At 71.0% G+C, this 25,345-nt stretch carries 19 protein-coding genes, 4 tRNA genes and 1 pseudogene; 14 read left to right on the forward strand and 10 right to left on the reverse strand.

Translation table 11 applies throughout. The features are described from left to right. The 5 genes and pseudogenes from ABZ318_RS23465 to ABZ318_RS23485 all read left to right on the forward strand — a co-directional run. Nucleotides 1-900: pseudogene (locus tag ABZ318_RS23465) on the forward strand (DNA polymerase III subunit gamma and tau); the annotation flags it as partial. Between the two features lie 61 nt (nucleotides 901-961). After that, the gene (purD, locus tag ABZ318_RS23470; protein WP_356904433.1) at nucleotides 962-2,215 is read left to right on the forward strand and encodes a phosphoribosylamine--glycine ligase; all 1,254 of its coding nucleotides are present in this window, start codon (nucleotides 962-964) and stop codon (nucleotides 2,213-2,215) included. A 280-nt stretch (nucleotides 2,216-2,495) separates the two neighbouring features. After that, nucleotides 2,496-4,559 carry a hypothetical protein gene (locus ABZ318_RS23475; protein WP_356904434.1) on the forward strand — a complete coding sequence of 688 codons (2,064 nt, stop codon included), beginning with the start codon at nucleotides 2,496-2,498 and terminating at the stop codon, nucleotides 4,557-4,559. A gap of 206 nt (nucleotides 4,560-4,765) precedes the next feature. Continuing rightward, complete coding sequence (locus ABZ318_RS23480; protein WP_356904435.1) at nucleotides 4,766-6,226, forward strand: N,N-dimethylformamidase beta subunit family domain-containing protein; 1,461 nt, start codon at nucleotides 4,766-4,768, stop codon at nucleotides 6,224-6,226. Between the two features lie 197 nt (nucleotides 6,227-6,423). Beyond that, nucleotides 6,424-7,335, forward strand: coding sequence for a phosphoribosylaminoimidazolesuccinocarboxamide synthase (locus ABZ318_RS23485; protein WP_356904436.1), 912 nt, complete (start codon nucleotides 6,424-6,426; stop codon nucleotides 7,333-7,335). A 43-nt stretch (nucleotides 7,336-7,378) separates the two neighbouring features. On the opposite strand, the gene ABZ318_RS23490 is transcribed toward ABZ318_RS23485, so the two are convergent. The 4 genes from ABZ318_RS23490 to ABZ318_RS23505 all read right to left on the reverse strand — a co-directional run bounded on the left by ABZ318_RS23490 (nucleotide 7,379) and on the right by ABZ318_RS23505 (nucleotide 8,281). Further along, nucleotides 7,379-7,454, reverse strand: a tRNA-Gly gene (locus ABZ318_RS23490). A 146-nt stretch (nucleotides 7,455-7,600) separates the two neighbouring features. Further along, nucleotides 7,601-7,673, reverse strand: a tRNA-Gly gene (locus ABZ318_RS23495). A gap of 84 nt (nucleotides 7,674-7,757) precedes the next feature. Further along, nucleotides 7,758-7,829, reverse strand: a tRNA-Gly gene (locus ABZ318_RS23500). A gap of 110 nt (nucleotides 7,830-7,939) precedes the next feature. Then, nucleotides 7,940-8,281: an Lsr2 family protein gene (locus ABZ318_RS23505; protein ID WP_356904437.1), complete on the reverse strand. Its 342-nt coding sequence runs from the start codon at nucleotides 8,279-8,281 to the stop codon at nucleotides 7,940-7,942. Nucleotides 8,282-8,646: 365 nt separating this feature from the next. Here ABZ318_RS23505 and purS point away from each other — a divergent pair, with 365 nt between their 5' ends. From purS to purL, 3 genes are read left to right on the forward strand one after another with little or no spacing between them, the layout of a single operon-like run. Then, entirely contained in the window at nucleotides 8,647-8,892 is a 246-nt protein-coding gene (gene purS, locus ABZ318_RS23510; RefSeq protein WP_015035032.1) for a phosphoribosylformylglycinamidine synthase subunit PurS, read from the forward strand. Further along, complete coding sequence (gene purQ, locus ABZ318_RS23515) at nucleotides 8,889-9,569, forward strand: phosphoribosylformylglycinamidine synthase subunit PurQ (protein ID WP_356904438.1); 681 nt, start codon at nucleotides 8,889-8,891, stop codon at nucleotides 9,567-9,569. Before purS ends, purQ begins: the two co-directional genes overlap by 4 nt. Continuing rightward, the gene (gene purL, locus ABZ318_RS23520; RefSeq protein ID WP_356904439.1) at nucleotides 9,569-11,818 is read left to right on the forward strand and encodes a phosphoribosylformylglycinamidine synthase subunit PurL; all 2,250 of its coding nucleotides are present in this window, start codon (nucleotides 9,569-9,571) and stop codon (nucleotides 11,816-11,818) included. The genes purQ and purL overlap by 1 nt, the downstream gene beginning before the upstream one ends. Nucleotides 11,819-11,872: 54 nt before the next feature. On the opposite strand, the gene ABZ318_RS23525 is transcribed toward purL, so the two are convergent. Beyond that, on the reverse strand, nucleotides 11,873-12,283 hold the full coding sequence (locus ABZ318_RS23525; protein ID WP_356904440.1) for a nuclear transport factor 2 family protein: 411 nt from the start codon (nucleotides 12,281-12,283) through the stop codon (nucleotides 11,873-11,875). A 66-nt stretch (nucleotides 12,284-12,349) separates the two neighbouring features. Here ABZ318_RS23525 and ABZ318_RS23530 point away from each other — a divergent pair, with 66 nt between their 5' ends. The 4 genes from ABZ318_RS23530 to purM all read left to right on the forward strand — a co-directional run bounded on the left by ABZ318_RS23530 (nucleotide 12,350) and on the right by purM (nucleotide 16,839). Next, nucleotides 12,350-13,138 (forward strand): sterol carrier family protein, encoded by a 789-nt coding sequence (locus ABZ318_RS23530; RefSeq protein WP_356904441.1) that lies wholly within the window; start codon nucleotides 12,350-12,352, stop codon nucleotides 13,136-13,138. Nucleotides 13,139-13,177: 39 nt separating this feature from the next. Continuing rightward, nucleotides 13,178-13,984: an META domain-containing protein gene (locus ABZ318_RS23535; protein ID WP_356904442.1), complete on the forward strand. Its 807-nt coding sequence runs from the start codon at nucleotides 13,178-13,180 to the stop codon at nucleotides 13,982-13,984. A gap of 216 nt (nucleotides 13,985-14,200) precedes the next feature. Further along, nucleotides 14,201-15,727 carry an amidophosphoribosyltransferase gene (purF, locus tag ABZ318_RS23540; RefSeq protein ID WP_356904443.1) on the forward strand — a complete coding sequence of 509 codons (1,527 nt, stop codon included), beginning with the start codon at nucleotides 14,201-14,203 and terminating at the stop codon, nucleotides 15,725-15,727. Nucleotides 15,728-15,771: 44 nt separating this feature from the next. Beyond that, nucleotides 15,772-16,839 carry a phosphoribosylformylglycinamidine cyclo-ligase gene (purM, locus tag ABZ318_RS23545; RefSeq protein WP_356904444.1) on the forward strand — a complete coding sequence of 356 codons (1,068 nt, stop codon included), beginning with the start codon at nucleotides 15,772-15,774 and terminating at the stop codon, nucleotides 16,837-16,839. Between the two features lie 135 nt (nucleotides 16,840-16,974). Here the strand turns inward: purM and ABZ318_RS23550 are convergent, their stop codons facing one another. Together ABZ318_RS23550 and ABZ318_RS23555 are read right to left on the reverse strand one after the other, a co-directional pair. Further along, entirely contained in the window at nucleotides 16,975-17,229 is a 255-nt protein-coding gene (locus ABZ318_RS23550; protein WP_225804330.1) for a DUF3073 domain-containing protein, read from the reverse strand. 291 nt (nucleotides 17,230-17,520) lie between these two features. Beyond that, nucleotides 17,521-18,612 carry a Glu/Leu/Phe/Val dehydrogenase dimerization domain-containing protein gene (locus ABZ318_RS23555; protein WP_356904445.1) on the reverse strand — a complete coding sequence of 364 codons (1,092 nt, stop codon included), beginning with the start codon at nucleotides 18,610-18,612 and terminating at the stop codon, nucleotides 17,521-17,523. Nucleotides 18,613-18,767: 155 nt separating this feature from the next. Between ABZ318_RS23555 and ABZ318_RS23560 the strand changes: the two genes are divergently transcribed. After that, nucleotides 18,768-19,628: a hypothetical protein gene (locus tag ABZ318_RS23560; protein WP_356904446.1), complete on the forward strand. Its 861-nt coding sequence runs from the start codon at nucleotides 18,768-18,770 to the stop codon at nucleotides 19,626-19,628. A 582-nt stretch (nucleotides 19,629-20,210) separates the two neighbouring features. Then, nucleotides 20,211-20,417 (forward strand): developmental transcriptional regulator BldC, encoded by a 207-nt coding sequence (gene bldC, locus ABZ318_RS23565; RefSeq protein WP_003949541.1) that lies wholly within the window; start codon nucleotides 20,211-20,213, stop codon nucleotides 20,415-20,417. A 355-nt stretch (nucleotides 20,418-20,772) separates the two neighbouring features. Here bldC and ABZ318_RS23570 read toward each other — a convergent pair whose 3' ends face one another. From ABZ318_RS23570 to hrpA, 3 genes are all read right to left on the reverse strand, one after another. Continuing rightward, nucleotides 20,773-21,018, reverse strand: a complete 246-nt coding sequence (locus tag ABZ318_RS23570) for a DUF6274 family protein (RefSeq protein WP_356904447.1) — start codon at nucleotides 21,016-21,018, stop codon at nucleotides 20,773-20,775. Between the two features lie 125 nt (nucleotides 21,019-21,143). Continuing rightward, a tRNA-Asp gene (locus ABZ318_RS23575) sits at nucleotides 21,144-21,217 on the reverse strand. Between the two features lie 87 nt (nucleotides 21,218-21,304). Beyond that, a complete protein-coding gene (gene hrpA / locus ABZ318_RS23580; protein WP_356904448.1) occupies nucleotides 21,305-25,276 on the reverse strand; it encodes an ATP-dependent RNA helicase HrpA in 3,972 nt (1,323 codons plus the stop codon). Nucleotides 25,277-25,345: the final 69 nt, after the last annotated feature.

Genomic DNA, 25,345 nt, shown 5'->3' on the forward strand with positions numbered 1-25,345 from the left:
CACCGTGGGCGGAAACGAGCCGGTGCAGACGTGGTGCCCCAGCGGCGAGGCGCACACCCCGGAGTCCGTCGTCCTGGGCGTACGGTCCGGGCAGGCGCCGCCACCCCCGGCGGCGGCGCACCCGGCGCCTGGCCCGGCGCGTCCGCGGCGCCCGCCGTCCCGGCCCCCGCGCCCGTGCAGGCGCAGCCCGCGCCGCAGGCCCCGGCGCCGGCCGCCGCGGGCGGTGGCGGGGACACGGCCCAGGTGCGGAACCTGTGGCCGCAGATCCTCGACGCCGTCAAGAACCGGCGGCGCTTCACCTGGATCCTGCTCAGCCAGAACGCCCAGGTGGCGGGGTTCGACGGCACCACGCTCCAGCTCGGCTTCCTCAACGCCGGTGCCCGGGACAACTTCGCGAGCAGCGGCAGCGAGGACGTCCTCAAGCAGGCGCTCGCCGAGCAGTTCAACGTGAACTGGAAGATCGAGGCGATCATCGACCCCTCGGGCGGCTCCGCGCCCCCGCCCGCCGCCACCGGTTTCGGCGGCTCGGGCGGAACCGGAGGCTTCGGCGGCGGAAGCGGCGCCGGTGGTTTCGGGGGTGGAGGCGGCGCCGGTGGCTTCGGCGGCGGTCGGTCCGCCGCGCCCGCGCCCGCCGCTGCTCCCGCGCCCGCCCCCGCGTTCCAGCAGGCCCCGCCGCCCGCCCCCGTACAGGCGCAGCCCGCTCCGGCCGCCTCGTTCCAGCAGGCCCCGGCGCCCGCTCCCGCACCCGCGTACACCCCGCCGGCGCCGCAGCCCGTGGCGCCCGAGGACGACGTCCCCGAGGAGGACGACCCGGACCTCGTCGACTCCGCGCTCTCCGGGCACGACCTGATCGTGCGCGAGCTGGGAGCCACGGTTGTGGAGGAATACACGAACGAGTAGGGCCGTCTCGCTCGGTGGCCCGCACAAGGGGCACCCCGCCCCGCGGGCTACCCTGGCAGGCGTGAAGGTCCTCGTCATCGGCGGCGGCGCCCGCGAACACGCCCTGTGCCGCTCTCTCTCCCTCGATCCCGACGTCACCGCTCTGCACTGCGCGCCCGGCAACGCCGGAATCGCGGAGGTTGCGGAGCTGCACGCCGTCGACCAGCTGGACGGCGCGGCCGTCGCCGCGCTCGCCACCGAGCTGGGCGCCGAACTGGTCGTCGTCGGCCCGGAGGCCCCGCTCGTCGCCGGCGTCGCCGACGCCGTCCGCGCGGTCGGCATCCCCGTCTTCGGCCCGTCCCGGGAGGCGGCCCGGCTGGAGGGCTCCAAGGCCTTCGCCAAGGACGTCATGGCCGGCGCCGGGGTCCCCACCGCCCGCAGCTACGTCTGCACCACCCCGGAGGAGATCGACGAGGCGCTCGACGCCTTCGGCGCTCCGTACGTGGTCAAGGACGACGGTCTCGCCGCCGGCAAGGGCGTCGTCGTCACCGAGGACGTCGAGCAGGCCCGGGCGCACGCGCTCGCCTGCGACCGGGTGGTCATCGAGGAGTACCTGGACGGCCCCGAGGTCTCCCTCTTCGCCATCACCGACGGCACCACCGTCCTCCCGCTCCAGCCCGCGCAGGACTTCAAGCGCGCGCTCGACGGCGACGAGGGCCCGAACACCGGCGGCATGGGCGCCTACTCGCCGCTGCCCTGGGCCGACCCGAAGCTGGTCGAGGAGGTCCTGGAGACCGTCCTGCAGCCGACGGTCGACGAGCTGCGCCGCCGCGGCACGCCGTTCTCCGGCCTCCTCTACGCGGGTCTGGCGATCACCAGCCGCGGCGTCCGGGTCATCGAGTTCAACGCGCGCTTCGGCGACCCCGAGACCCAGGTCGTCCTGGCCCGCCTGAAGACCCCGCTCGCGGGCGTCCTGCTGAACTCCGCGAACGGCACCCTGGACGACCAAGCCCCGCTGAGCTGGAGCGACGAAGCCGCCGTCACGGTGGTCGTCGCCTCCCACAACTACCCGGACACCCCGCGCACGGGCGACCCGATCGAGGGCCTGGACGAGATCGCGGAGAAGGACGCCCCGCACGCGTACGTGCTGCACGCCGGTACCAAGCGGGGCGAGGGCGGCGCGGTCCTGAGCGCCGGCGGACGCGTCCTGTCGGTCACCGCCACCGGTTCGGACCTGGCGCAGGCCCGCGAGCGGGCGTACGCGGCGGTCGGCCGTATCCGCCTTGACGGTTCGCAGCACCGTACGGACATCGCGCGGAAGGCCGCCGAAGCCTGATCCCGCTTGATTCCGGCTGATTTAGCCTGATTCCTCTTGTGGCCGTGTGGTGCGGAACCCGTGAACCACACGGCCACAAGTGCGCCATCACCTTTACCCAAAGCCATTCCATCGAGTGACGGCTCGGCCATACGGATGACGCCCGCCACAGCCCCAACTAGGGTGCGGCGAAGGCATTCCGGCACTTGGCCCACCGGCATTGCGATGTCAGTGGCGGGTGCCACAGTGGGGGAGTGAGCAACACCGCCACAGGCAGTCCCGTCGAGGACAGGAGGGGGTGATGAACGGCGTGTCCGGTACCGGTTCCGTTGTCGGCGAGGAGTGGGGTGCGCGCGCCGCGCGCTCCCGGGCCCTCGCCGTCCTCCGCGTCCGGGGCAGGGCGCTGGGCCTCGCGGTGCTCCCCGCCGCCGTGGCCGTCGTCCTGTACGCGGGCGGGGTCACCGGCCACTTCACAGGAGCGGGTTGGGACACGGCCCGCTGGGTCGTGACCGTCCTCGCCGTCGTCGTGCTCCTCGCCGCCGCGGCCGTCGCCCTCGTCGTCACCCGGGCCCGCCCGGCCGCCACGCCGACGGTGGAGCTCGCCGAGTCCGCCGCCCCCGATCTCTACCGGCTCGTCCACGATCTGGCCGACCGGCTCGGCGTCCCGGCGCCCGCCGCGATAGCCCTCACCCCGGACTGCGACAGCTGGCTGGAGGACCGCACCCACCGGGCCCACCGCCTCCGCCGGACGTCCGGCGGGGACGGCGCCCCGGTCCTGGTCATAGGCTCGCCCTTCCTGTGGTGGATGCGCGTCGGCGAGCTGCGGGCGGTCCTCGCCCCCGTCGTCGCCGGTACGGGACCGGCCGCCCACCCCGACATAGCCGCCGCCCGCCGCTTCGTCCGCGGTCTGGACGCCGCCGTCGCCGTGCCACGGGACCCCGGCCTCGGCCCGCTCCGCCGACTCGGAGCCCACGGCGTCGGGCAGGTCGCCCGCGTGCTGCTGCGCGCCTGCCGCGGGCACGCAGCCGAGATGGAGCGCGGAGTCGCCGCCGCCGGTTCGGAGCGCGCCCAGGCCGTGGACTACGGCGTACGGATCGTCGCCCAGGAGCAGGTCGGCCTGGCCTACGCGGGCTGGGACCGCCTGCTCACCCGGGTCGCGCTGCCCGCCTGGCGCATGGGCCGCTGGCCCGCCAAGCTCGACGCGGGCGTGGTCTCCGCCCTCACCGAGCTCTCCCGCCGGGACCGGCTCGCGGAGGGGTTCTCCTCCCGGCTCGGCGAGCGGCCCGCCTGCGACCTCCTGGAGGAGCCCGGCGCCGTCGACGAGGCCACCTCGCTGCTCGCCGCCCGTCTCTTCCACGGCGGCCCCGCCGAGCCCGGCCCGGACTGGGCGCCGGTGGAGTGGAGCCAGTATCCGGAGGAGGTCGTCGACCGGAAGTGGCGCACCGACGCGGCCCGCCTGCACCAGGTCCTCGACGGCCTGGGCGTGGCCGCCCCCGCCGAAGGACCGGCCTCCGGCGCGACCGGCCCGACCCTGACCCGCGTGATGGCCCACCTGACGGCCCCCCGCCCCGAACACGAGCCCCAGCACGAGCGCGCCACCGGCGCCGAGGAGCGCCCGTACGAGCGCGCCGCCGGGGCCGCTGAGCCCGGGCGCGGTGCCGGCCTCGACGCGCCCGAATCCGTGCGCGCTGCTGACGCCGGCGAGTCCGGGATCGCCCCCGGCCTCGACGCGCCCGAATCCGAGCGCGCCACTGACGTCGACGAGCCCAGGCTCGGCACCGGCCTAGATGAGCCCGAGCCCCCCGCCGACGCCGAGCACGGGCACGGCCCCGGGCCCCGGCCCGAGCCCGTCACCCCCGTCGACGGGCTCGACCCCGTCCCCGGCCTCTCCGGCACGCCCGAAGAGGACGACGACGAGCCGGTCAACCCCGCCGCCGAGGCGCTCGCCGGGGCGCTCAGCGCGCTCCTCGCGCGGGAGGAGGCAGCACGGGAGGCCCGGGTCGCCGCGGCGGCCGCGACCGCCCGCGCCGCCGACAGGGGCGACCGGGCCGGCGCTGCCGCCCCCGACGCCGTCAGCGGCCCCGACGGGCCCCTGCCGCTGTTCCCGCTCCAGCCGCCCCGTACCGGCCGCGACCTGCTCGCCGACCACGTGACCGCGATGGTCTGCTGTGCGGCCGTGGACACCGCCGAGGCCGCTCCCGGCCTCGACTGGCTCGACGGGCCCGCCCTGCTCGTCGGCGGCGAGCGCGCGGCGGACCTCGGGCCCCGGGTCCTCGCGCTCGTCGAGGACGGCGACCCGGAGCCGCTGCGGGCCTGGCTCGCCCGCACCGGGGTGCGCCCGGAGAAGCCCGTGCGCCTGGTCTGAGGCCTCGCGGAAGGGCTCCAGCCGGAGCCCAGGGTTCCACTCTCGTCAATTCACGACGAACGGTGACGGAGTGCGTGCGTTATGTGATGTGCTGGAGACCGTCACTGACAGAGGCACGAACCACAGGCACGCATCACAGAGACACATCGCAGAGACACATCGCAGGCACTGACCGGCCGACCGGGGGAGTCGAGGGAGGGGCGCACATGGGGGCGGAGCAGATCAGAAGGTGGGAGTCGGGTGCGCTCGCGCACGCCGTCTCCGATCCCTTCGGCCAGGGCCCGCTGCCCTGGCTGCGAGGCTCGGAGAACTACTTCGACGACACCGGTCAGATGGTCCCCTGGTACGCGGACGAGATCCTGGCCCGGGGCGGCAGCGGCGGCCCGCGCACGGCGGACGACGTCCGGCGCCAGATCAAGGGCTTCGCGTCGGACGGAGCCGTGGCGCCGGGCGAGTCGATCGATTTCCACATCACCGTGGACCCGCCGCAGCAGTTCTCGGTCGACGTCTATCGGATCGGGCACTACGGCGGCGACGGCGCCGCGAAGATCACCACGAGTCCCCGTCTCTCCGGGATCGTCCAACCCGCCCCGCTCACCGCCGACCGCACGGTCTCCTGCCACCACTGGTGGCAGTCCTGGCGGCTGCAGGTCCCCACGTACTGGTCGATCGGCGCGTACGTCGCCGTCCTCACCACCGTCGACGGCTACCGCTCGCACATCCCCTTCACGGTCCGGGACGACCACCCGGCGGATCTGCTGCTCGTCCTCCCGGACGTGACCTGGCAGGCGTACAACCTCTACCCGGAGGACGGTCACACCGGCGCCAGCCTCTACCACGCCTGGGACGAGGAGGGCCGGCTGCTCGGCGAGGAGGAGGCGGCCGTCACCGTCTCCTTCGACCGTCCGTACGCGGGCGCGGGGCTGCCCCTGCACGTCGGGCACGCCTACGACTTCATCCGCTGGGCCGAGCGCTACGGCTACGACCTGGCGTACGCGGAGACCCGCGACCTGCACGCGGGCCGGGTCGACCCGAGCCGCTACCGGGGCCTCGTCTTCCCGGGCCACGACGAGTACTGGTCGGTGCCGATGCGCCGGACCGCCGAACTCGCCCGTGACCAGGGGACCTCGCTCGTCTTCCTCTCCGCCAACACCATGTACTGGCAGGTGGAGCTGGGCCCTTCGCCGTCCGGGGTGCCGGACCGCCTCCTCACCTGCCGCAAGCGGCGCGGCCCCGGCCGTCCCGCGCTCTGGCGCGAGGTCGACCGGCCCGAGCAGCAGCTCCTCGGCATCCAGTACGCGGGCCGGGTGCCCGAACCGACCCCGCTGGTCGTGCGGAACGCCGACCACTGGCTCTGGGAGGCCACCGGCGCGGGCGACGGCGACGAGCTCCCGGGCCTGGTCGCGGGCGAGGCCGACCGCTACTTCCCGCGCACCGCGCTGCCGGAGCACCAGGGGCGCATCCTGCTCGCGCACTCGCCCTACCGGGACGGCGAGGGGGCGCTGCGCCACCAGGAGACGAGTCTCTACCGGGCCCCGTCCGGCGCCTGGGTCTTCGCGTCCGGCACGTTCGCCTGGTCGCCGGCGCTGGACCGGCCGGGCCATGTCGACGCCCGGGTCCAGCGCGCCACCGCGAACCTCCTCGACCGGATCTGCAAAAGGGACTGAGCGAAAGGACCGAGCGGAAGGACCGGGCGGAAGGACCGAGCGGAAGGACCGGGCGGAAGGACCGAGCGGAAGGACCTGGCAGGGGGACGGGGGCTGAGCGGGGTACTGAGCGGGGGGTCACAGGGCCTCGCGGCCGGACCCGCCCGGATGTGCGAGAGAATCGGACTCGCTCCTGGATCAACCTACGCGGAGGAACCGTGTCCGGATTCGTAGAAAAGCCCGAGCCCGTCCAGGTCCCGGGCCTGACCCATCTCCACACGGGCAAGGTCCGCGACCTGTACCGGAACGAGGCGGGCGACCTCGTCATGGTGGCGAGCGACCGCATGTCGGCCTACGACTGGGTGCTGCCCACCGAGATCCCCGACAAGGGCCGGGTGCTCACCCAGCTCTCCCTGTGGTGGTTCGACAAGCTCACCGACCTGGTCCCGAACCACGTGCTCTCCACCGACCTGCCGGCCGGCGCCCCCGCCGACTGGGAGGGCCGCACCCTCATCTGCAAGTCGCTGAACATGGTCCCGGTCGAGGCCGTCGCCCGCGGCTACCTCACCGGCTCCGGCCTGCTCGAGTACGACGAGTCCCGCACGGTCTGCGGTCTCGCCCTGCCCGAGGGCCTGACCGACGGCTCCGAGCTGCCCGCGCCGATCTTCACCCCGGCGACGAAGGCCGCCGTCGGCGACCACGACGAGAACGTGTCGTACGAGGAGGTCGCCCGCCAGGTCGGCGCCGAGACGGCCGCGCTGCTGCGCCAGACGACCCTCGCCGTCTACTCCCGGGCCCGGGACATCGCCCGCGACCGCGGGATCATCCTGGCCGACACGAAGTTCGAGTTCGGCTTCGAGAGCACGCCGGAGGGCGACCGCCTGGTCATCGCCGACGAGGTCCTCACCCCGGACTCCTCGCGCTTCTGGCCGGCCTCCGAGTGGGAGCCGGGCCGCGCCCAGCCCTCGTACGACAAGCAGATCGTGCGGAACTGGCTGACCTCGCCGGCCTCCGGCTGGGACCGCAAGAGCGAGCAGCCGCCGCCGGCCCTGCCGCAGGAGGTCGTGGAGAAGACCCGCGCCAAGTACATCGAGGCGTACGAGCTCCTGACCGGCCAGGCCTGGTCCTAGGGAACGAGAAAGCCCCCGGTCGATTCGACCGGGGGCTTCTTCATGGAGCGGACGACGAGATTCGAACTCGCGACCCTCACCTTGGCAAGGTGATGCTCTACCAACTGAGCCACGTCCGCATGCGCCGTAGCGCGCTGCTAACTATACCCAACGTCGCGGGTGCCCGTGACACACCGCCGTGTGGGGCCCTTCACACCCTCCGGACGCTCTCCGGGAACACGACGAAGGCCCCGGTTCCTGAGAACCGGGGCCTTCGTACTCCCTGAGCGGACGACGAGATTCGAACTCGCGACCCTCACCTTGGCAAGGTGATGCTCTACCAACTGAGCCACGTCCGCATTGCTACCGGTCAGCTTTCGCTGCTCGGTGCGAGCACCACTCTACCTGATCCACCGGAGTGGTCGGTAACGCGTTTCTCGCAGAGCGGGTGACAGGGATTGCACACTGCGCCTTCCCCCTGGAAGGGGGCTGTTCTGCTACTGAACTACACCCGCACGCTGCTGGGGACTCGGCTTCTCGGCCTCGCCCCTCGGCGTGATCCAGACTCTACCGGATCATGGGGGGTGTCATGCAAATCGGCTCGACGGCCCCCGCGGTCCCCCGCTCAGCTCGCCGCGCGGAAGGCCTCGTAGACGCGCTTCGGGATCCGGCCGCGGGCCGGGACGTCCATCTTGTTGGACTGGGCCCAGGCGCGGACCGCCGCCGGGTCGGGCGCGAGGGCGGTGTGCGTGTACGAGGCGGCCTGGGCGCTCCGGCCGGCCGTCACCCGGGTCGGCAGCTTGCGGCCGGCGGCGAGGTAGGGCGCGAGGGCCTTGCGGAGTTTCTTTGCATTGGCAGCATTCAGGTCGATCTCGTACATCTTCCCGTCCAGGCCGAACGCGACCGTTTCAGCCGCTTCTCCGCCGTCGATGTCATCGGAGAGAGTGACCACCACACGCTGAGCCACGGATATCGGTCCTTTCCTGCGGCCGCCGCGGTCGTGAGGACGCTTGTGGCGGCCCTGACGTGCGGCGATGCCGACCCTACGGCTGTGCCGGGACAATACTGCTTTCTTCTGGATTCCTTTGTACAGCGGCGGGCGTCGCATTGTGAAGCCCCGTCATTTTTTTCAGCGTGTCCCGGCTCAATGCGGCCCGCAATATTTCACTCGAATTTTGTGCGGAGTGCGTGTCCGGGGTTCGGGTGCCGCTCGTGTGACGCACACCGCTCCGAACCGGGCTTTTGTAGGATCCTTCAGATCTCTACCCGCGTAGAATTTGGAGGCAGGTACGCTGAGGGAACCGCCCACGCAACACACCACCGGGAGTGCCAGTGGCACGCGTCGTAGTCGACGTCATGCTCAAGCCGGAGATCCTCGACCCGCAGGGACAGGCGGTGCAGCGTGCACTGCCCCGCCTCGGGTTCGCCGGAATCGCCGACGTCCGTCAGGGGAAGCGCTTCGAGCTGGAGGTGGAGGGACCGGTCGACGACGCCGCCCTCGCCCGCATCCATGAGATGGCCGAAACCTTCCTTGCCAACACCGTGATCGAAGACTTCGTCGTGAAGGTGGAGTCGTGACCGCACGCATCGGCGTCGTCACGTTCCCCGGAACGCTCGACGACCAGGACGCGCTGCGTGCCGCCCGCCTCGCGGGCGCCGAGCCCGTGTCGCTCTGGCACCGGGACAAGGACCTCAAGCAGGTCGACGCCGTGGTCCTGGCCGGCGGCTTCTCCTACGGCGACTACCTGCGGGCCGGAGCCATCTCCCGCTTCTCGCCGGTGATGGAGACGATCATCGAGCAGGCGAAGGCGGGCATGCCCGTCCTCGGCATCTGCAACGGCTTCCAGATCCTCACCGAGGCCCACCTGCTGCCGGGCGCGATGCTGCGCAACAACCACCTCCACTTCATCTGCCGCGACCAGAAGCTGCGGGTGGAGAACGCGGAGACCGCCTGGACCTCGGACTACACCCGGGGCCAGGAGATCGAGGTCCCGCTCAAGAACATGGACGGCCGCTACGTCGCCGACGAGCGCGTGCTCGACGAGCTGGAGGCCGAGGGGCGGGTCGCCTTCCGCTACCTGGACATGAACCCCAACGGCTCGCTGCGCGACATCGCGGGCATCACCAACGCCGCGGGCAACGTGGTCGGCCTCATGCCGCACCCGGAGCACGCCGTCGAGCCGCTGGTCGGCACCGGCAAGACGGACGGCCTCGGTTTCTTCACCTCGATCCTCAAGAAGCTGGTCAACGCCTGATGAGCCTCGACACCGTCAAGCACGCGAGCGAGACGCCGGACAGCGAGCAGCCCTGGAAGGAGCTCGGCCTCAAGGAGGACGAGTACGCGCGCATCCGCGAGATCCTCGGCCGCCGTCCCACCGGCGCCGAGCTCGCCATGTACTCCGTCATGTGGTCCGAGCACTGCTCCTACAAGAGCAGCAAGGTCCACCTGAAGCAGTTCGGCGAGAAGACCCCCGAGAACGACGCCATGCTCGTCGGCATCGGCGAGAACGCGGGCGTCGTCGACGTCGGCCAGGGGTACGCGGTCACCTTCAAGGTCGAGTCGCACAACCACCCCTCGTACATCGAGCCCTACCAGGGCGCGGCCACCGGCGTCGGCGGCATCGTCCGCGACATCCTCGCCATGGGCGCCCGCCCGGTCGCGGTCGTCGACCCGCTGCGCTTCGGCGCGGCCGACCACCCCGACACCAAGCGCGTGCTGCCCGGTGTCGTCGCCGGCATCGGCGGCTACGGCAACTGCCTGGGCCTGCCGAACATCGGCGGCGAGGTCGTCTTCGACTCCTGCTACCAGGGCAACCCGCTGGTCAACGCCGGCTGCATCGGCGTGATGAAGCACGAGGACATCCACCTCGCCAAGGCCTCCGGCCCCGGCAACAAGGTCATCCTGTACGGCGCCCGCACGGGCGGCGACGGCATCGGCGGCGTCTCGGTCCTCGCGTCCGAGACCTTCGACGACACGAAGCCCACCAAGCGCCCCGCCGTCCAGGTCGGCGACCCCTTCCAGGAGAAGCTCCTCATCGAGTGCACCCTGGAGATCTTCAAGGAGAAGCTCGTCGCGGGCATCCAGGACCTCGGCGGCGCCGGGCTCTCCTGCGCCACGTCCGAGCTGGCCTCCGCGGGCTCCGGCGGCATGCGCGTCGAGCTCGACCGCGTGCACCTGCGCGACGCGACGCTCTCGCCCGAGGAGATCCTCATGAGCGAGTCGCAGGAGCGCATGTGCGCGATCGTCGAGCCCGAGCACGTCGACCGCTTCCTGGAGATCTGCGAGAAGTGGGACGTCATCGCCACCGTCATCGGTGAGGTGACCGAGGGCGAGCGCCTGGAGATCTTCTGGCACGGCGAGCAGATCGTCGACGTGCCGCCGCGCTCCGTCGCCCACGAGGGCCCGACCTACCACCGGCCGTTCGCGCGCCCGGACTGGCAGGACGCGCTCCAGGCCGACGACGCCGGCAAGCTGCCCCGGCCGCAGAGCGGCGCCGAGCTGAAGGACCAGGTCCTCAAGCTCGTCTCCTCGCCGAACCAGGCCTCCAAGTCCTGGATCACGGACCAGTACGACCGGTTCGTGCAGGGCAACACGGTCCTGGCGCAGCCCGAGGACGCGGGCATGGTCCGCATCGACGAGGAGACCAACCTCGGCGTGGCCATGGCGACCGACGGCAACGGCCGGTACGCCAAGCTCGACCCGTACACGGGCGCGCAGCTCGCGCTGGCGGAGGCGTACCGCAACGTCGCCGCCTCCGGCGCCAAGCCGCTGGCGATCTCGGACTGCCTGAACTTCGGTTCGCCCGAGGACCCGGCCGTGATGTGGCAGTTCGCCGAGGCCACCCGTGGTCTCGCGGACGGCTGCCTGCAGCTGGGCACCCCGGTCACCGGCGGCAACGTGTCGCTGTACAACCAGACCGGTGAGGTCGCCATCCACCCGACGCCCGTCGTGGCCGTCCTCGGTGTGATCGACGACGTCAACCGCCGCACCCCGATCGCCTTCGCGGAAGAGGGCCAGCTCCTCTACCTGCTCGGCGACACCAAGGAGGAGTTCGGCGGTTCGGCCTGGTCCGAGGTGATCCACCAGCACCTCGGCGGCATGCCGCCGGCCGTGGACCTCGACCGGGAGAAGCTGCTCGGCGAGATCCTGATCTCGGCCTCGCGCGACGGCATGATCGACGCGGCGCACGACCTGTCCGACGGCGGTCTCGTGCAGGCGGTCGTCGAGTCCTGCCTGCGCGGCGGGAACGGCGCGCGCCTGGTCGTCCCGGAGGGCCTGGACGCGTTCACGTTCCTCTTCAGCGAGTCGGCCGGCCGTGCGGTCGTCGCCGTCCCGCGCAGCGAGGAGCTCCGCTTCACCGACATGTGCGGTGCGCGGGGTCTGCCGGCGACCCGGATCGGTGTCGTCGACGGTGACTCCGTCGACGTGCAGGGCGAGTTCACGCTCTCCCTGGAGGAGCTGCGCGCCGCCCACGAGGCGACGATCCCGGGCCTGCTGGCCTGATCGCTCCCGTACGGAACGGAGCCCCCGCCCGGGAAGGGCGGGGGCTCCGTGCTGTCAGCCGGTGCCCCAGAAGGAGTCCGTCTCCGTGATGTCGGCGACGCACTCGTCGATGTCGGAGATCTTGTCGCCGACGAGGGTGAAGAAGAGGCCGCCGTTCATCTCGATGCCGCGGTCGCCGCGCTCGGCGAAGAACCGGTGCGTGGCGATGACGTGGCCGCGGCCGTCCACGTAGACGCCCTTGAGGTCGACGCGTATGGTGCCGCCGCTCAGCTCGCCGAGCATCCGGTAGTAGCCGCCGATGACGTTGTCCCGCCCTTTGTAGTGCCCGGATATCTGGCTCTCGCCGGGCACGTGGTGGGTGCAGTCGCTGGTCATCAGGGAACCCAGCGTCTCCATGTCGCCGTTGCTGAACGCCTCGTAGCCCCGGCGCACCAGTGCGGCGTGGGGGTGTTCGTGGTGGGTCATGGTCCCGTCGCCTGCTTTCGCTGCGATTGGCTCCGTTCCCTCCAGTCTCGGGGCTAGCCTCGGGCCATGCCACCTGCCAAGAAGCGTGCCCGCAGTTACGACTCCGCCAGGACCAGGGCGGCCGTCCTGGCCCAGTTCCGGAACGTCCGGGAGGCGGTGACCGCGCTCGCGCCCGAGCAGCTGGACGGACCGACGCGCCTTGGGGAGTGGACGGTACGGGACCTGGCGGCGCACCTGACGATGGTGCTCGCGTCCCTGTCCCGGAAGCTCGCGGAGCCCGAGCCGGAGCGGCGGGAACTCGCCCTGGTCGACTGGCCCCTCGCCACGGCGACGGAGGCGGGGAGCATCGACGAGGACACCCGGGCGATCGATGCGGCTGACCTGCCGGCGCTGTACGCGCGGACCCTCGCGCGGTACGAGGAGGCGATCGCGTCCGCCTCCGACGAGCGGCTCGTCCCGACCCGCTTCGGAGCGATGCGGCTCGGGGACTTCCTCGTCACCCGCACCGTCGAACTCGTCGTCCACACCGACGACCTGAACGCGGCGACCGGCGCCGACGTCCCGTACGACCGCCAGGCGCTCGCCGCCTGCACCCGGCTGCTCGCCGACGCGCTCGCGGCGAAGGCGCCGGGCGGGGCGGTCGAGGTGCGGATCCCGCCGTACGCGGTGGTGCAGTGCGTGGAGGGCCCCCGGCACACCCGGGGCACCCCGCCGAACGTGGTGGAGACGGACCCGCTGACCTGGATCAGGCTCGCGACGGGCCGTACGGAGTGGGCGGCGGAACTGGACGCGGCCCATGTCGGCGCGAGCGGCGAACGCGCGGATCTGAAGGACCTCCTGCCCCTGATGGGCTAGTCGCCGGAACCGTACGGCGGGCCGTTTCGTCCCATCGGCATGTCGAAGCCACGCGCACTCGTCGTCCTGGTCCCCTTCCTGCTGCTCACCGCCTGCGGTACGGAAGGAGGGGCGGGGAGCGGCGCGGGCGCGGGAGAGCCCGATCTTCCGGTCGCCGGCACGCACTGGACGGTCGACGCCGTCACGGTCGACGGCCGCAGGTCGGCCGCGCCCGACGGGGCGCGCGTCGACTTCGAGGACGGCCGCGCCCGGGGGAACAGCGGCTGCAACACCTTCGACGCCGGTGTGGTGGTCCGGGGCGACACCCTCACGGTCTCTCCGGACGGGGTGACCGAGATCGGCTGCCCCGCCGACCGGCAGCGCTTCGAGAAGGAGCTGCTCAAGGCCTTCTCGGGTCCCCTGAAGGGGACGACGAAGGGCGACGCCCTGCGGCTCGCCTCGGCCGACGGGCGCAACAGCGTGGAGCTGACGGCAGAGGAGGAGGCTCCGCTGCGGGGCACCACGTGGAAGGTCGACGGGCTGGTCTCGGGGGACACGGCGTCCTCCCTTCCCGCCGGCAGCGGCGCCAAGGCGCGGTTCGTCCTCGGTGCCGACGGCCGGATCACCGGCAATCTCGGCTGCAACGACTTCTCCGCGACCGCCCGTGTCGACGAGAAGTCCCGGACCCTCACCGTCGGGGGCCCGGCGGCGACGACCCGGATGATGTGCACGAGCCCGCAGATGCGGCTGGAGACGAAGCTGTACGAGCTCCTCGACGGCCCGCTCGGGTATCGGCTGAACCACCGAACGCTGACCCTCACCGATGCCTCCGGCGAGGGCCTCACGGCGGCCGCGGCCGCTCGCTGAGCGGACGCCGACTGCGGCGTCCGTCACATCGCGGGGCCGCCCCGGGCCTGGTACGAGCGTCCGCTCGCCGGGGCCGGGGGGCCGGAATCCCTTACGGCGCCTGCTCCGTAGGCCCCTCCAAGCACCAATCGATCATTTCGTGCGATCGCACGAGTACCGACGGCCCCGCATTTCCTCAATTCGGACCAGTGGTCGAGCCCGTCTACACTCGGAAACGTGCCACGTGGTGACGGTCGACTCAATCACGACCTGCTTCCCGGTGAGAAGGGCCCCCAGGACGCTTGTGGCGTCTTCGGTGTCTGGGCTCCGGGTGAAGAGGTCGCAAAGCTCACGTACTTCGGGCTCTACGCCCTCCAGCATCGGGGTCAGGAATCCGCGGGAATCGCGGTCAGCAATGGCTCCCAGATCCTCGTCTTCAAGGACATGGGCCTCGTGTCCCAGGTCTTCGACGAGACCTCTCTCGGTTCCCTCCAAGGTCATATCGCGGTCGGTCACGCCCGCTACTCGACCACCGGGGCCTCCGTGTGGGAGAACGCGCAGCCGACGTTCCGGGCGACCGCCCACGGCTCGATCGCGCTCGGCCACAACGGCAACCTGGTGAACACGGCGCAGCTCGCCGAGATGGTCGCCGACCTGCCCAAGAAGGAAGGCCGCGCGACCCAGGTCGCCGCCACCAACGACACCGACCTGGTCACCGCGCTCCTCGCGGGCCAGGTGGCCGAGGACGGCACGCCGCTCACCATCGAGCAGGCGGCCGCGAAGGTCCTCCCCGACGTCCGGGGCGCCTTCTCCCTCGTCTTCATGAACGAGCACACGCTCTACGCGGCCCGTGACCCGCAGGGCATCCGCCCGCTGGTCCTCGGCCGTCTGGAGCGCGGCTGGGTGGTCGCCTCCGAGTCCGCCGCCCTCGACATCTGCGGCGCGACCTTCGTCCGCGAGGTCGAGCCGGGCGAGCTGATCGCGATCGACGAGAACGGCATCCGTACCTCGCGATTCGCGGAAGCGAAGCCCAAGGGCTGTGTCTTCGAGTACGTGTACCTGGCCCGTCCCGACACCGACATCGCCGGGCGGAACGTGTACCTCTCCCGCGTGGAGATGGGCCGCCGCCTCGCGAAGGAGGCGCCGGTCGAGGCCGACCTGGTGATAGCGACGCCGGAGTCCGGCACCCCGGCCGCCATCGGCTACGCCGAGGCCTCGGGCATCCCCTTCGGCGCCGGCCTGGTGAAGAACGCCTACGTCGGGCGCACCTTCATCCAGCCCTCCCAGACCATCCGCCAGCTGGGCATCCGGCTGAAGCTGAACCCCCTCAAGGAAGTCATCAAGGGGAAGAAGCTCGTGGTCGTCGACGACTCGATCGTCCGCGGCAACACCCAGCGCGCCCTGGTCCGGATGCTCCGCGAGGCCGGTGCGGCCGAGGTCCACATCCGGATCTCCTCGCCGCCGGTCAAGTGGCCCTGCTTCTTCGGCATCGACTTCGCGACCCGTGCGGAGCTGATCGCCAACGGGATGTCGGTCGAGGAGATCGGCAAGTCGCTGGGCGCGGACTCGCTCTCGTACATCTCCCTGGAGGGGATGATCGAGGCGACCACGATCCAGAAGCCGAACCTCTGCCGTGCCTGCTTCGACGGCGAGTACCCGATGGAGCTGCCGGACCCCGAGCTGCTCGGCAAGCAGCTCCTGGAGACCGAGCTGGCCGCGGGACCGGCCGCCACCGCGGCCTCCGACGCGCTCCGTCGCCCGTAAGACCCCGCTGCACACCCGCAGTACGACACGAAAGCTCTGAACCCATGTCTCAGACCACCGGTGCCTCCTATGCGAGTGCGGGCGTCGACATCGAAGCGGGCGACCGCGCCGTCGAGCTCATGAAGGAGTGGGTGAAGAAGACGCAGCGCCCCGAGGTCCTCGGTGGCCTCGGCGGCTTCGCCGGCCTCTTCGACGCCTCCGCCCTCAAGCGCTACGAGCGTCCGCTGCTCGCCTCGGCGACCGACGGCGTCGGCACGAAGGTCGACATCGCCCGCCAGATGGGCGTGTACGACACGATCGGCCACGACCTGGTCGCGATGGTCATGGACGACATCGTCGTCTGCGGTGCCGAGCCGCTCTTCATGACCGACTACATCTGCGTGGGCAAGGTCCACCCGGAGCGGGTCGCCGCCATCGTCAAGGGCATCGCCGAGGGCTGTGTCCTGGCCGGCTGCGCCCTGGTCGGCGGCGAGACGGCGGAGCACCCGGGCCTCCTCGGCCCGGACGACTTCGACGTCGCCGGCGCGGGCACGGGTGTCGTGGAGTACGACCGGCTGCTCGGGGCGGACCGCATCCGTACGGGGGACGCGGTCATCGCCATGGCGTCCTCGGGCCTTCACTCCAACGGGTACTCGCTCGTCCGGCACGTGGTCTTCGACCGCGCCGGCATGGCCCTCGACCAGCGGGTCGAGGAGCTCGGCCGGACGCTCGGCGAGGAGCTCCTGGAGCCCACGAAGATCTACTCGCTGGACTGCCTGGCCCTCACCCGGACCACGGACGTCCACGCCTTCAGCCACATCACGGGCGGCGGCCTCGCCGCCAACCTGGCGCGGGTGATCCCGGACGGGCTGCACGCCACGGTCGACCGCTCGACCTGGACGCCGGGCGCGATCTTCGACCTGGTCGGCAAGGCCGGTCGGGTGGAGCGCCTGGAGCTGGAGAAGACCCTCAACATGGGCGTCGGCATGATGGCCGTCGTCCCGGCCGAGTCCGTGGACGTGGCCCTGGCGACCCTGGAGGACCGCGGGGTCGAGGCCTGGGTCGCGGGCGAGATCACCGAGCGCGGGGCGCACACGACCGGCGCCGAGCTGGTCGGCGACTACGCCGGCTGAGCAGGTCGAACGGCATACGGCGGGGCGCTCCTGAGGGGCGCCCCGTCCGCGTATCCGCTTCCGCCGGGATCAGTGTGCGGACAGCACAGAAACCCGGCCGGGTGACCCCGGTCCGGGTTTCGGTGATTCAGAAGGTCAAGCGCGACGCGGGGACGTGCTCGGACCGGACTCGTCGTCCTCGTCCTCGTCGTCCGTGTTGTAGAGATCCGCGTACTGGGCGTACGGGTCGTCTTCCTCGTCGTCGTCCTCGAACGGCTCGCCATTCGGCGGCTGACTCGAAGTCGAAGCGCCCAGCTCATTGGCCAGACGCGTCAGGTCTGTCCCGCCGCTGCTGTACTTCAGCTGGCGGGCGACCTTGGTCTGCTTGGCCTTTGCCCGGCCGCGCCCCATGGCTCGACCCCCTCGGTGACGGGGCTCGTCGGCCCCAGAGTCTTGACACGCGTTCATGGTTCGGAACGGACTCTCGACAGAGAGACCGGTCCGTAGGGCTTCAACGGTACCTGTTTCCGTGGGTCTACGGTACGCCGCGCGCATCACATACCCCGGTACAGAACCTTCGAGGTGCCCTTTCCTCGCTGGTCAATCGCGATTTTAACCTCTTCTGGAGCGCCGACCCGCCGAGAGGCGTGAGCGAAGTCTCCCCGGCGACGGGTCGGCCCTCCGTGCTGCCGCGCCCGCGGGTCAGCGGCGGCGGGCGTCCGCCATCCGCTGCTCGGCGATCCGGTCGGCCGCGGCGGCCGGCGGAATGCCGTCGGCCTTCGCACGTGCGAAGATCTCCAGGGTGGTGTCGAAGATCTTCGTCGCCTTCGCCTTGCAGCGGTCGAAGTCGAAGCCGTGCAGCTCGTCGGCGACCTGGATCACGCCACCGGCGTTGACCACGTAGTCGGGCGCGTAGAGGATCCCGCGCGCCTCCAGGTCCTTCTCGATGCCCGGGTGGGCGAGCTGGTTGTTGGCCGCGCCGCAGACGATGCCCGCGGTCAGGAACGGCACGGTCTCCTCGTTCAGGGCGCCGCCCAGCGCGCAGGGCGCGTAGACGTCGAGGCCCTCGACGCGGATCAGCGCGTTCGTGTCGGCGACCACGGTGACCTGCGGGTGCTTGTCGGTGATCCGGCGCACCGACTCCTCGCGCACGTCGGTGATCACGACCTCGGCGCCGTCCTCCAGGAGGTGCTCGACCAGGTAGTGGCCGACCTTGCCGACGCCGGCGACGCCGACCTTGCGGCCGCGCAGGGTCGGGTCGCCCCAGAGGGTCTGCGCGGCGGCGCGCATGCCCTGGAAGACGCCGAAAGCGGTGAGGACGGAGGAGTCGCCGGCGCCGCCGTTCTCGGGGGAGCGGCCGGTGGTCCACTGGTTGGTGCGGGCGACGACGTCCATGTCGGCGACGTAGGTGCCGACGTCGCAGGCCGTGACGTAGCGGCCGCCGAGGGAGGCGACGAAGCGGCCGTAGGCGAGGAGGAGCTCCTCGGTCTTGATCAGCTCCGGGTCGCCGATGATGACGGCCTTGCCGCCGCCCAGGTCGAGTCCGGCCATGGCGTTCTTGTACGACATGCCGCGCGACAGGTTGAGCGCGTCGGCGATCGCCTCGGCCTCGGTGGCGTACGGGTAGAAGCGGGTGCCGCCGAGGGCGGGGCCCAGGGCGGTGGAGTGGAGGGCGATGACGGCCTTGAGGCCGGTGGCGCGGTCCTGGCAGAGGACGACCTGCTCGTGGCCACCCTGCTCCGAGTGGAACAGGGTGTTCAGTACGTCGCCAGGAACGCCGGTCACATCGGTCACGGTGGTGACTCCCAAGTACGAAGCGGCGGTTGCGGCCCTCCCTGTGGGTGGGGGAGGACCAGTTCGGCAAGAGAGTAAGTCCTACCTGTGCGTAGATCGGCCGCAGTGCCGAGGATCACCCCCTCCGGGGGAACCTCCGTGGAAGGATTTGCGACATGTCGGTCGCCTCCACGGTCCCCGTTCCCTACGCGTCCTATCTGCGGGTGTACGAGCCGCTGGCCGCGTTCCCCGAGCCGGAGCGGTCCCACTGGGCGCGGTACGCGCGCCGGCCGCGCGTCCCGGGGGCGCAGGAGGAGCTGCGCCGCTCGCTCGCGGACCTGCTGCCGACGCCGCCGGTGCCGGTGCCGGTCCACGAGAGCGGGGAGGCCTTCGTCGCGCACCTGGACGGGGTGGTGGTGATCTGCCCGTGGCGGACCCGGCTGCGCGGCTGGCTGGCGATGGAGGAGCTGGCGGCCGGCCCGTACCCGGCGGCGGTGCTCGACGCGATGCTGCCGCCGGTGGTGCGCGCCCAGGTGGCGAGCGACTACGAGCGCTGGCTGAGCCGGAACCCGGACGCGCGGCCGTGGATCCGTACGGGGGTCTGGCAGGTGCCGCTGCGCTGGTTCGCGCTCTTCGGGGACGAGGACCGGGAGTACGAGCCGGGAGACCCCGGAAGCACGGTCGCGGGCCGGGCGCCGGTGCTGCGCTACCGGACGACGATGGCCCAGGCGCGGCGGCGGCTCGCGCGGGCGCTCAAGGCGCTGCGGGAGTCGATCGACGACGGTCCGATGACGCGGGGTCTGATCGAGGTGGGGCGCTGGCTGGAGGAGTTCCATCCGCGGGCGCTCGTGGAGCTGGACTTCGGCGGTCTGGTGCACGTGGTGCCGGCCGGGTGGCTGGCGGAGGACCGGTCGGCGGCCCAGCTGGCGGAGGGGATCGCCGCGCTGCGGGACGGGGACGGCGAGGCGGCGAGCGAGGTGTACGGGCGGCTCGCGGAGCGCTGGCGGACCGTCAGGGACCTGCGTTTCGCGAACTGACACCAGTCGGACAAGTTCGTCAGGTCGGTATCGACAAGACATGTCCGGCGGGTGTAAATGATCTTCGAGGCTGTGGCTGGTTTCGATGGCCGGATGATGTCCGTTCGGCCGGCCGGGGCTTTCGTACCGGTGGTGCGAGGACGTTGGTCCTGATCCGGGCCTTTGGCTCAAGCGTGACGGACAGCACGTAACGCACCCTTGCGCCCATCGCCCACCCTCGTGCCAAAATAGGACAAGGAGTCCGGGGAGGGTTCCTTCCGCCCAAGTTCGGGCGGAACGCTCAGCATTGCACTCTATGGGGGGTCTGAGGACTCCTGATCGCTCTGTGACTGATCGTCACAGTGGCGTGACTGTCCGTTATGGCATGGTCAGTCGACTTCTGCCGCTGATGAACACCTGCGAGGGCAATTCCATCGGTTTGGCCGACGCGGCTGGACGGATGGTGTAGTTGTAGTGCCGAGGACAAGCCGTTCGTCCTATAACCGACTCGACCCGCTTCTGCCATTTCGGGCATGGCGGGTCAAGGTGCAGAATTTAGAGGAAAGAACCGAGATAGGTTCGGTTCTCCCGAGGAGGCCGCTCATGACCGCTCGCACCCCTGATGCCGAGCCGCTGCTGACCCCCGCCGAGGTTGCCACGATGTTCCGCGTGGACCCGAAGACGGTTACCCGTTGGGCGAAGGCGGGCAAGCTCACGTCCATCCGCACCCTGGGTGGGCACCGCCGGTACCGCGAGGCCGAGGTTCGCGCCCTGCTGGCGGGCATTCCGCAGCAGCGCAGCGAGGCCTGAGGTCGCGCAGAACCCTGCAGCACCCTGCAACACCCCGTAACACCGGGCCCTTCCGGATCCCCCAATCCGGTCGCCCACCCCTAGCACTGCCGACGGGCTCCTGCCCCAACAGGTCTCCGTCAACGATCGCGCTGGACTCCGCCGGGTCCAGCGCGATCTTTTTGTGCCCGGCGCCACACTCCCTCCGGGGTGGGACCCTCCAGGGTGGTGCAATTGCACATATTAAATCCGGGCGGTGTAGGGAGGGTGTAAGTGCAGGGGTTTCTGAAACTCCTTCAGTGACTCCCGTCACACCGGCGAAGTCTTGCCAAAGAACAGCCTCTCACTTCGCGGAACGCCCCCAACCCGCCGTTGGTCATGGGTCGGTGGGGCTTTCGTCCTCGACGGCGTCCGCCGGCTCTGCCGGCTCTGCCGGCTCCTCCGGCTCCTCCGGCTCCTCCGGCTCCTCCGGCTCCTCCGGTTCCGGGACCTCCATGGCGAGCCGCAGGAGGCGATGGCAGACCGGGCACTGCCGGGTGAGGTGTCCGTACCGCGACGCGGCCGCCAGATGGGCGCGCAGCAGCGCGCGAGTGTCATGCCGTGCTGCGGACGCCGCGGCCATGCGCGACCACCTCCGGTGTGGGCCCCCGATTCCCTGATGTCCGGGGTACCGGCGGGCGCGCGACCCCGTCAAGACACGGGAACACAACGAAGGCCCGCATCTCACGATGCGGGCCTTCGTAGAGGCGATCCTGACGGGACTTGAACCCGCGACCTCCACCTTGACAGGGTGGCGAGCTAACCAACTGCTCCACAGGACCTTGGCTGCGAGACAAGACTGTACAGCAGGTCAGGGGGTCTGGTCGAACTCACCGACGGCGAGGTCCCGCTCACGGGACCTCCACCTCCTACGGAGCCGCCGCGTCGATCGCCTTCACGATCCGCTTGTCCGAGATCGGGTACGCCGTCCCCAGCGCGTGGGCGAAGTAGCTCACCCGCAGCTCCTCGATCATCCAGCGGATGTCGGTGACCTCGGCCGGCACCGGACGCCCCTTCGGAAGCTGCTCCAGGAGCCAGGCGTACTCGTCCTGCATCTCCCGGACCTTCTCCATCCGGGTGGTGTCCCGCTGGACGCCCGTCGGCATCTGCTGGAGCCGCCGGTCCACCGCCACCAGGTAGCGCATCAGGTCCGGCAGCCGCTTCAGCCCCGTACGGGTGACGAAGCCGGCCGGCATCAGCCAGGCGAGCTGCGCCCGCACGTCGGTCAGGTTGTCGATCAGCGCCAGGCTGTTCGTCGCCTTCAGCCGGCGCTCGCACGCCTGCCAGGCCGCCAGGATCTGCTGGACCTGGCCCACCGTCCGCACCGTCGCGTCGACGAGGTCCGCGCGGACCTTGTCGTACAGCTTCCGGAAGGACTCCTCGTCCCAGGCCGGGCCGCCGTGGTCCGCGATCAGCTTGTCGGCGGCGGCGGTGGCGCAGTCGTCGAAGAGCGCCTGGATCGAGCCGTGCGGATTCGACGACAGGGCCAGCTTCTGCTGGTTGGTCAGCTTCTCCGAGGCGAACTTCGCCGGGTTTACCGGGATGTTCAGCATGATCAGCTTCCGGGTGCCCCGCCACATCGCCTGCGCCTGCTCGGCCTCCGAGTCGAAGAGCCGCACGGCCACGGAGTCGCCCTCGTCGACCAGCGCCGGGTACGCCTTGACCGGCTGGCCGCCCCGCTTGGTCTCGAAGACCTTCGTGAGCGTCCCGATCGTCCAGTCCTTCAGCCCCGCGCGCTCCAGGGAGGGACCGGAGCCGTCCGGGCCCGCCGTGGCCGCCTGGGCGGCCTTGGAGAGCGCCTGACGGGCCTTGGGGCGCAGCTTCAGCCGCAGCGCCTCCAGGTCCTTGTCCTCGGCCAGCTTGCGGCGCCGCTCGTCGACGATCCGGAAGGTCACCTTGAGGTGCTCGGGGACCTTCGCCCAGTCGAAGTCCTCGGCCGTCACCGGGACGCCGACCATCCGCTGGAGCTCCCGGGCGAGCGCGCCCGTCAGCGGCTCCTGGACGGGGACCACGGAGTCGAGGAAGCGGGTCGCGAAGTTCGGCGCCGGGACGTAGTGGCGGCGGATCGGCTTCGGCAGGGAGCGGATCAGCTCCGTGACGACCTCCGCGCGCAGCCCCGGGATCTGCCACTCGAAGCCCTCGTCGGTGACCTGGTTGAGCACCTGGAGCGGCACGTGGACGGTCACGCCGTCCGCGTCCGCGCCCGGCTCGAACTGGTACGTCACCCGGAACTTCAGCGCGCCCTGCCGCCACGAGTCCGGGTAGTCGTCCTTGGTGACCGCCCCCGCCTTCTCGTTGATGAGCATCTCGCGCTCGAAGTCGAGGAACTCCGGCTCCTCGCGGCGCTTGTGCTTCCACCAGGAGTCGAAGTGGGCACCGGACACGACGTGTTCGGGGACGCGCTTGTCGTAGAAGTCGAAGAGCGTCTCGTCGTCGACGAGGATGTCCCGGCGCCGGGCCCGGTGCTCCAGCTCCTCGACCTCGGTGAGGAGCTTGCGGTTGTCCGCGAAGAACTTGTGGTGCGTGCGCCAGTCGCCCTCGACGAGCGCGTTCCGGATGAACAGGTCGCGGGAGACCTCCGGGTCGATCCGCCCGTAGTTCACCTTGCGGTCGGCGACGATCGGGACGCCGTACAGCGTCACCTTCTCGAAGGCCATCACCGCCGCCTGGTCCTTCTCCCAGTGCGGCTCGCTGTACGTCTTCTTCACCAGGTGCTGCGCGAGCGGCTCGATCCACTCGGGCTCGATCCGGGCGTTGACCCGGGCCCAGAGCCGCGAGGTCTCCACCAGCTCGGCGGACATCACGAAGCGCGGGGGCTTCTTGAAGAGCGCGGAGCCGGGGAAGATCGCGAACTTGGCGTTGCGGGCACCCAGGTACTCGTTCCGGCCGCCCTCGCGCTTCGGGTCCCGGCCGCCGTCCTTGCTCTCCTTCACGTCCTTCAGACCGACGTGGGAGAGCAGACCGGCGAGCAGGGAGACGTGCACGGACTGCTCCGGCGCGTCCTCCTCGTTCAGGTGGATGCCCATCTGCTTGGCGACCGTCCGCAGCTGGGCGTAGATGTCCTGCCACTCGCGGATGCGCAGGAAGTTCAGGTACTCCTGCTTGCACATCCGGCGGAAGGAGCTGGAACCGCGCTCCTTCTGCTGCTCGCGGACGTACCGCCACAGGTTGAGGAAGGCGAGGAAGTCGCTCGTCTCGTCCTTGAAGCGGGCGTGCAGCTGGTCGGCCTGCGCCTGCTTCTCCGCCGGCCGCTCGCGCGGGTCCTGGATGGACAGCGCCGCCGCGATCACCATGACCTCGCGGACGCAGCCGTTCTTGTCGGCCTCCAGGACCATCCGGGCCAGCCGCGGGTCCACCGGCAGCTGGGACAGCTTCCGGCCCTGCTGGGTGAGCCGCTTCTTCGGGTCCTTCTCCGCCGGGTCGATCGCCCCGAGCTCCTGGAGGAGCTGCACGCCGTCCCGGATGTTCCGGTGGTCCGGCGGGTCGATGAAGGGGAACTTCTCGATGTCGCCGAGGCCGGCCGCGGTCATCTGGAGGATGACGGAGGCCAGGTTCGTACGGAGGATCTCCGCGTCCGTGAACTCGGGGCGGGTGAGGAAGTCGTCCTCGGAGTACAGCCGGATGCAGATGCCGTCCGACGTACGGCCGCAGCGGCCCTTGCGCTGGTTGGCGCTGGCCTGGCTGACCGGCTCGATCGGCAGCCGCTGCACCTTGGTCCGGTGCGAGTAGCGGGAGATGCGGGCGGTGCCCGGGTCGATCACGTACTTGATGCCGGGGACGGTCAGGGAGGTCTCGGCGACGTTCGTCGCGAGGACGATCCGGCGGCCGGAGTGCGCCTGGAAGACCCGGTGCTGCTCGGCGTGGGACAGCCGGGCGTACAGCGGCAGGATCTCGGTGTTGAAGAGCTTCTTCTTGAGCAGCGCGTCCGCGGTGTCGCGGATCTCGCGCTCGCCGGAGAGGAAGACCAGGACGTCGCCCGGTCCCTCCTTCTGCAGCTCGTCGACGGCGTCGCAGATCGCGGTGATCTGGTCCCGGTCGGACTCCTCGGAGTCCTCTTCGAGGAGCGGGCGGTAGCGGACCTCGACCGGGTACGTACGGCCGGAGACCTCGACGATCGGGGCGTCGCCGAAGTGGCGGGAGAAGCGCTCCGGGTCGATCGTCGCCGAGGTGATGACGACCTTGAGGTCGGGGCGCTTCGGCAGCAGCTGGGCCAGGTAGCCGAGCAGGAAGTCGATGTTGAGGGACCGCTCGTGGGCCTCGTCGATGATGATCGTGTCGTACGCGCGCAGCTCGCGGTCCGTCTGGATCTCGGCGAGCAGGATGCCGTCCGTCATCAGCTTCACGAAGGTCGCGTCGGGGTTCACCTGGTCGGTGAAGCGGACCTTCCAGCCGACGGCCTCGCCGAGGGGTGTGCGGAGCTCCTCCGCCACGCGCTCGGCGACCGTGCGGGCGGCGATCCGGCGGGGCTGGGTGTGCCCGATCATGCCCCGGACGCCCCGGCCCAGCTCCAGACAGATCTTCGGGATCTGCGTGGTCTTTCCGGAGCCCGTCTCACCGGCGACGATCACGACCTGGTGGTCGCGTATCGCCTCCAGGATCTCGTCCTTCTTCTGGGAGACGGGCAGCTGTTCGGGGTACGTGACCGCGGGCACGCGGGCGGCGCGCCCGTCGACGCGCTCCTTGGCCTTGGCCGCCTCGGCGGCGATCTCGTCCAGGACGGCCGCGCGGGCCTCGGGCTTGCGGATGCGGCGGGCGCCTTCGAGACGGCGGCCGAGCCGGTGGGAGTCCCGCAGCGAGACCTCGGCCAGGACGGACTGGAGGGCGGCGAAGGAAGTAGACATACGGGATCCAGGATCGCACCTGCGGACGAGAAGCGGCGAACCCATTTACGAAGGGGGGCGGGCGGCGGT

Source organism: Streptomyces sp. NPDC006197, from assembly GCF_040613865.1.
Taxonomy (GTDB): domain Bacteria; phylum Actinomycetota; class Actinomycetes; order Streptomycetales; family Streptomycetaceae; genus Streptomyces.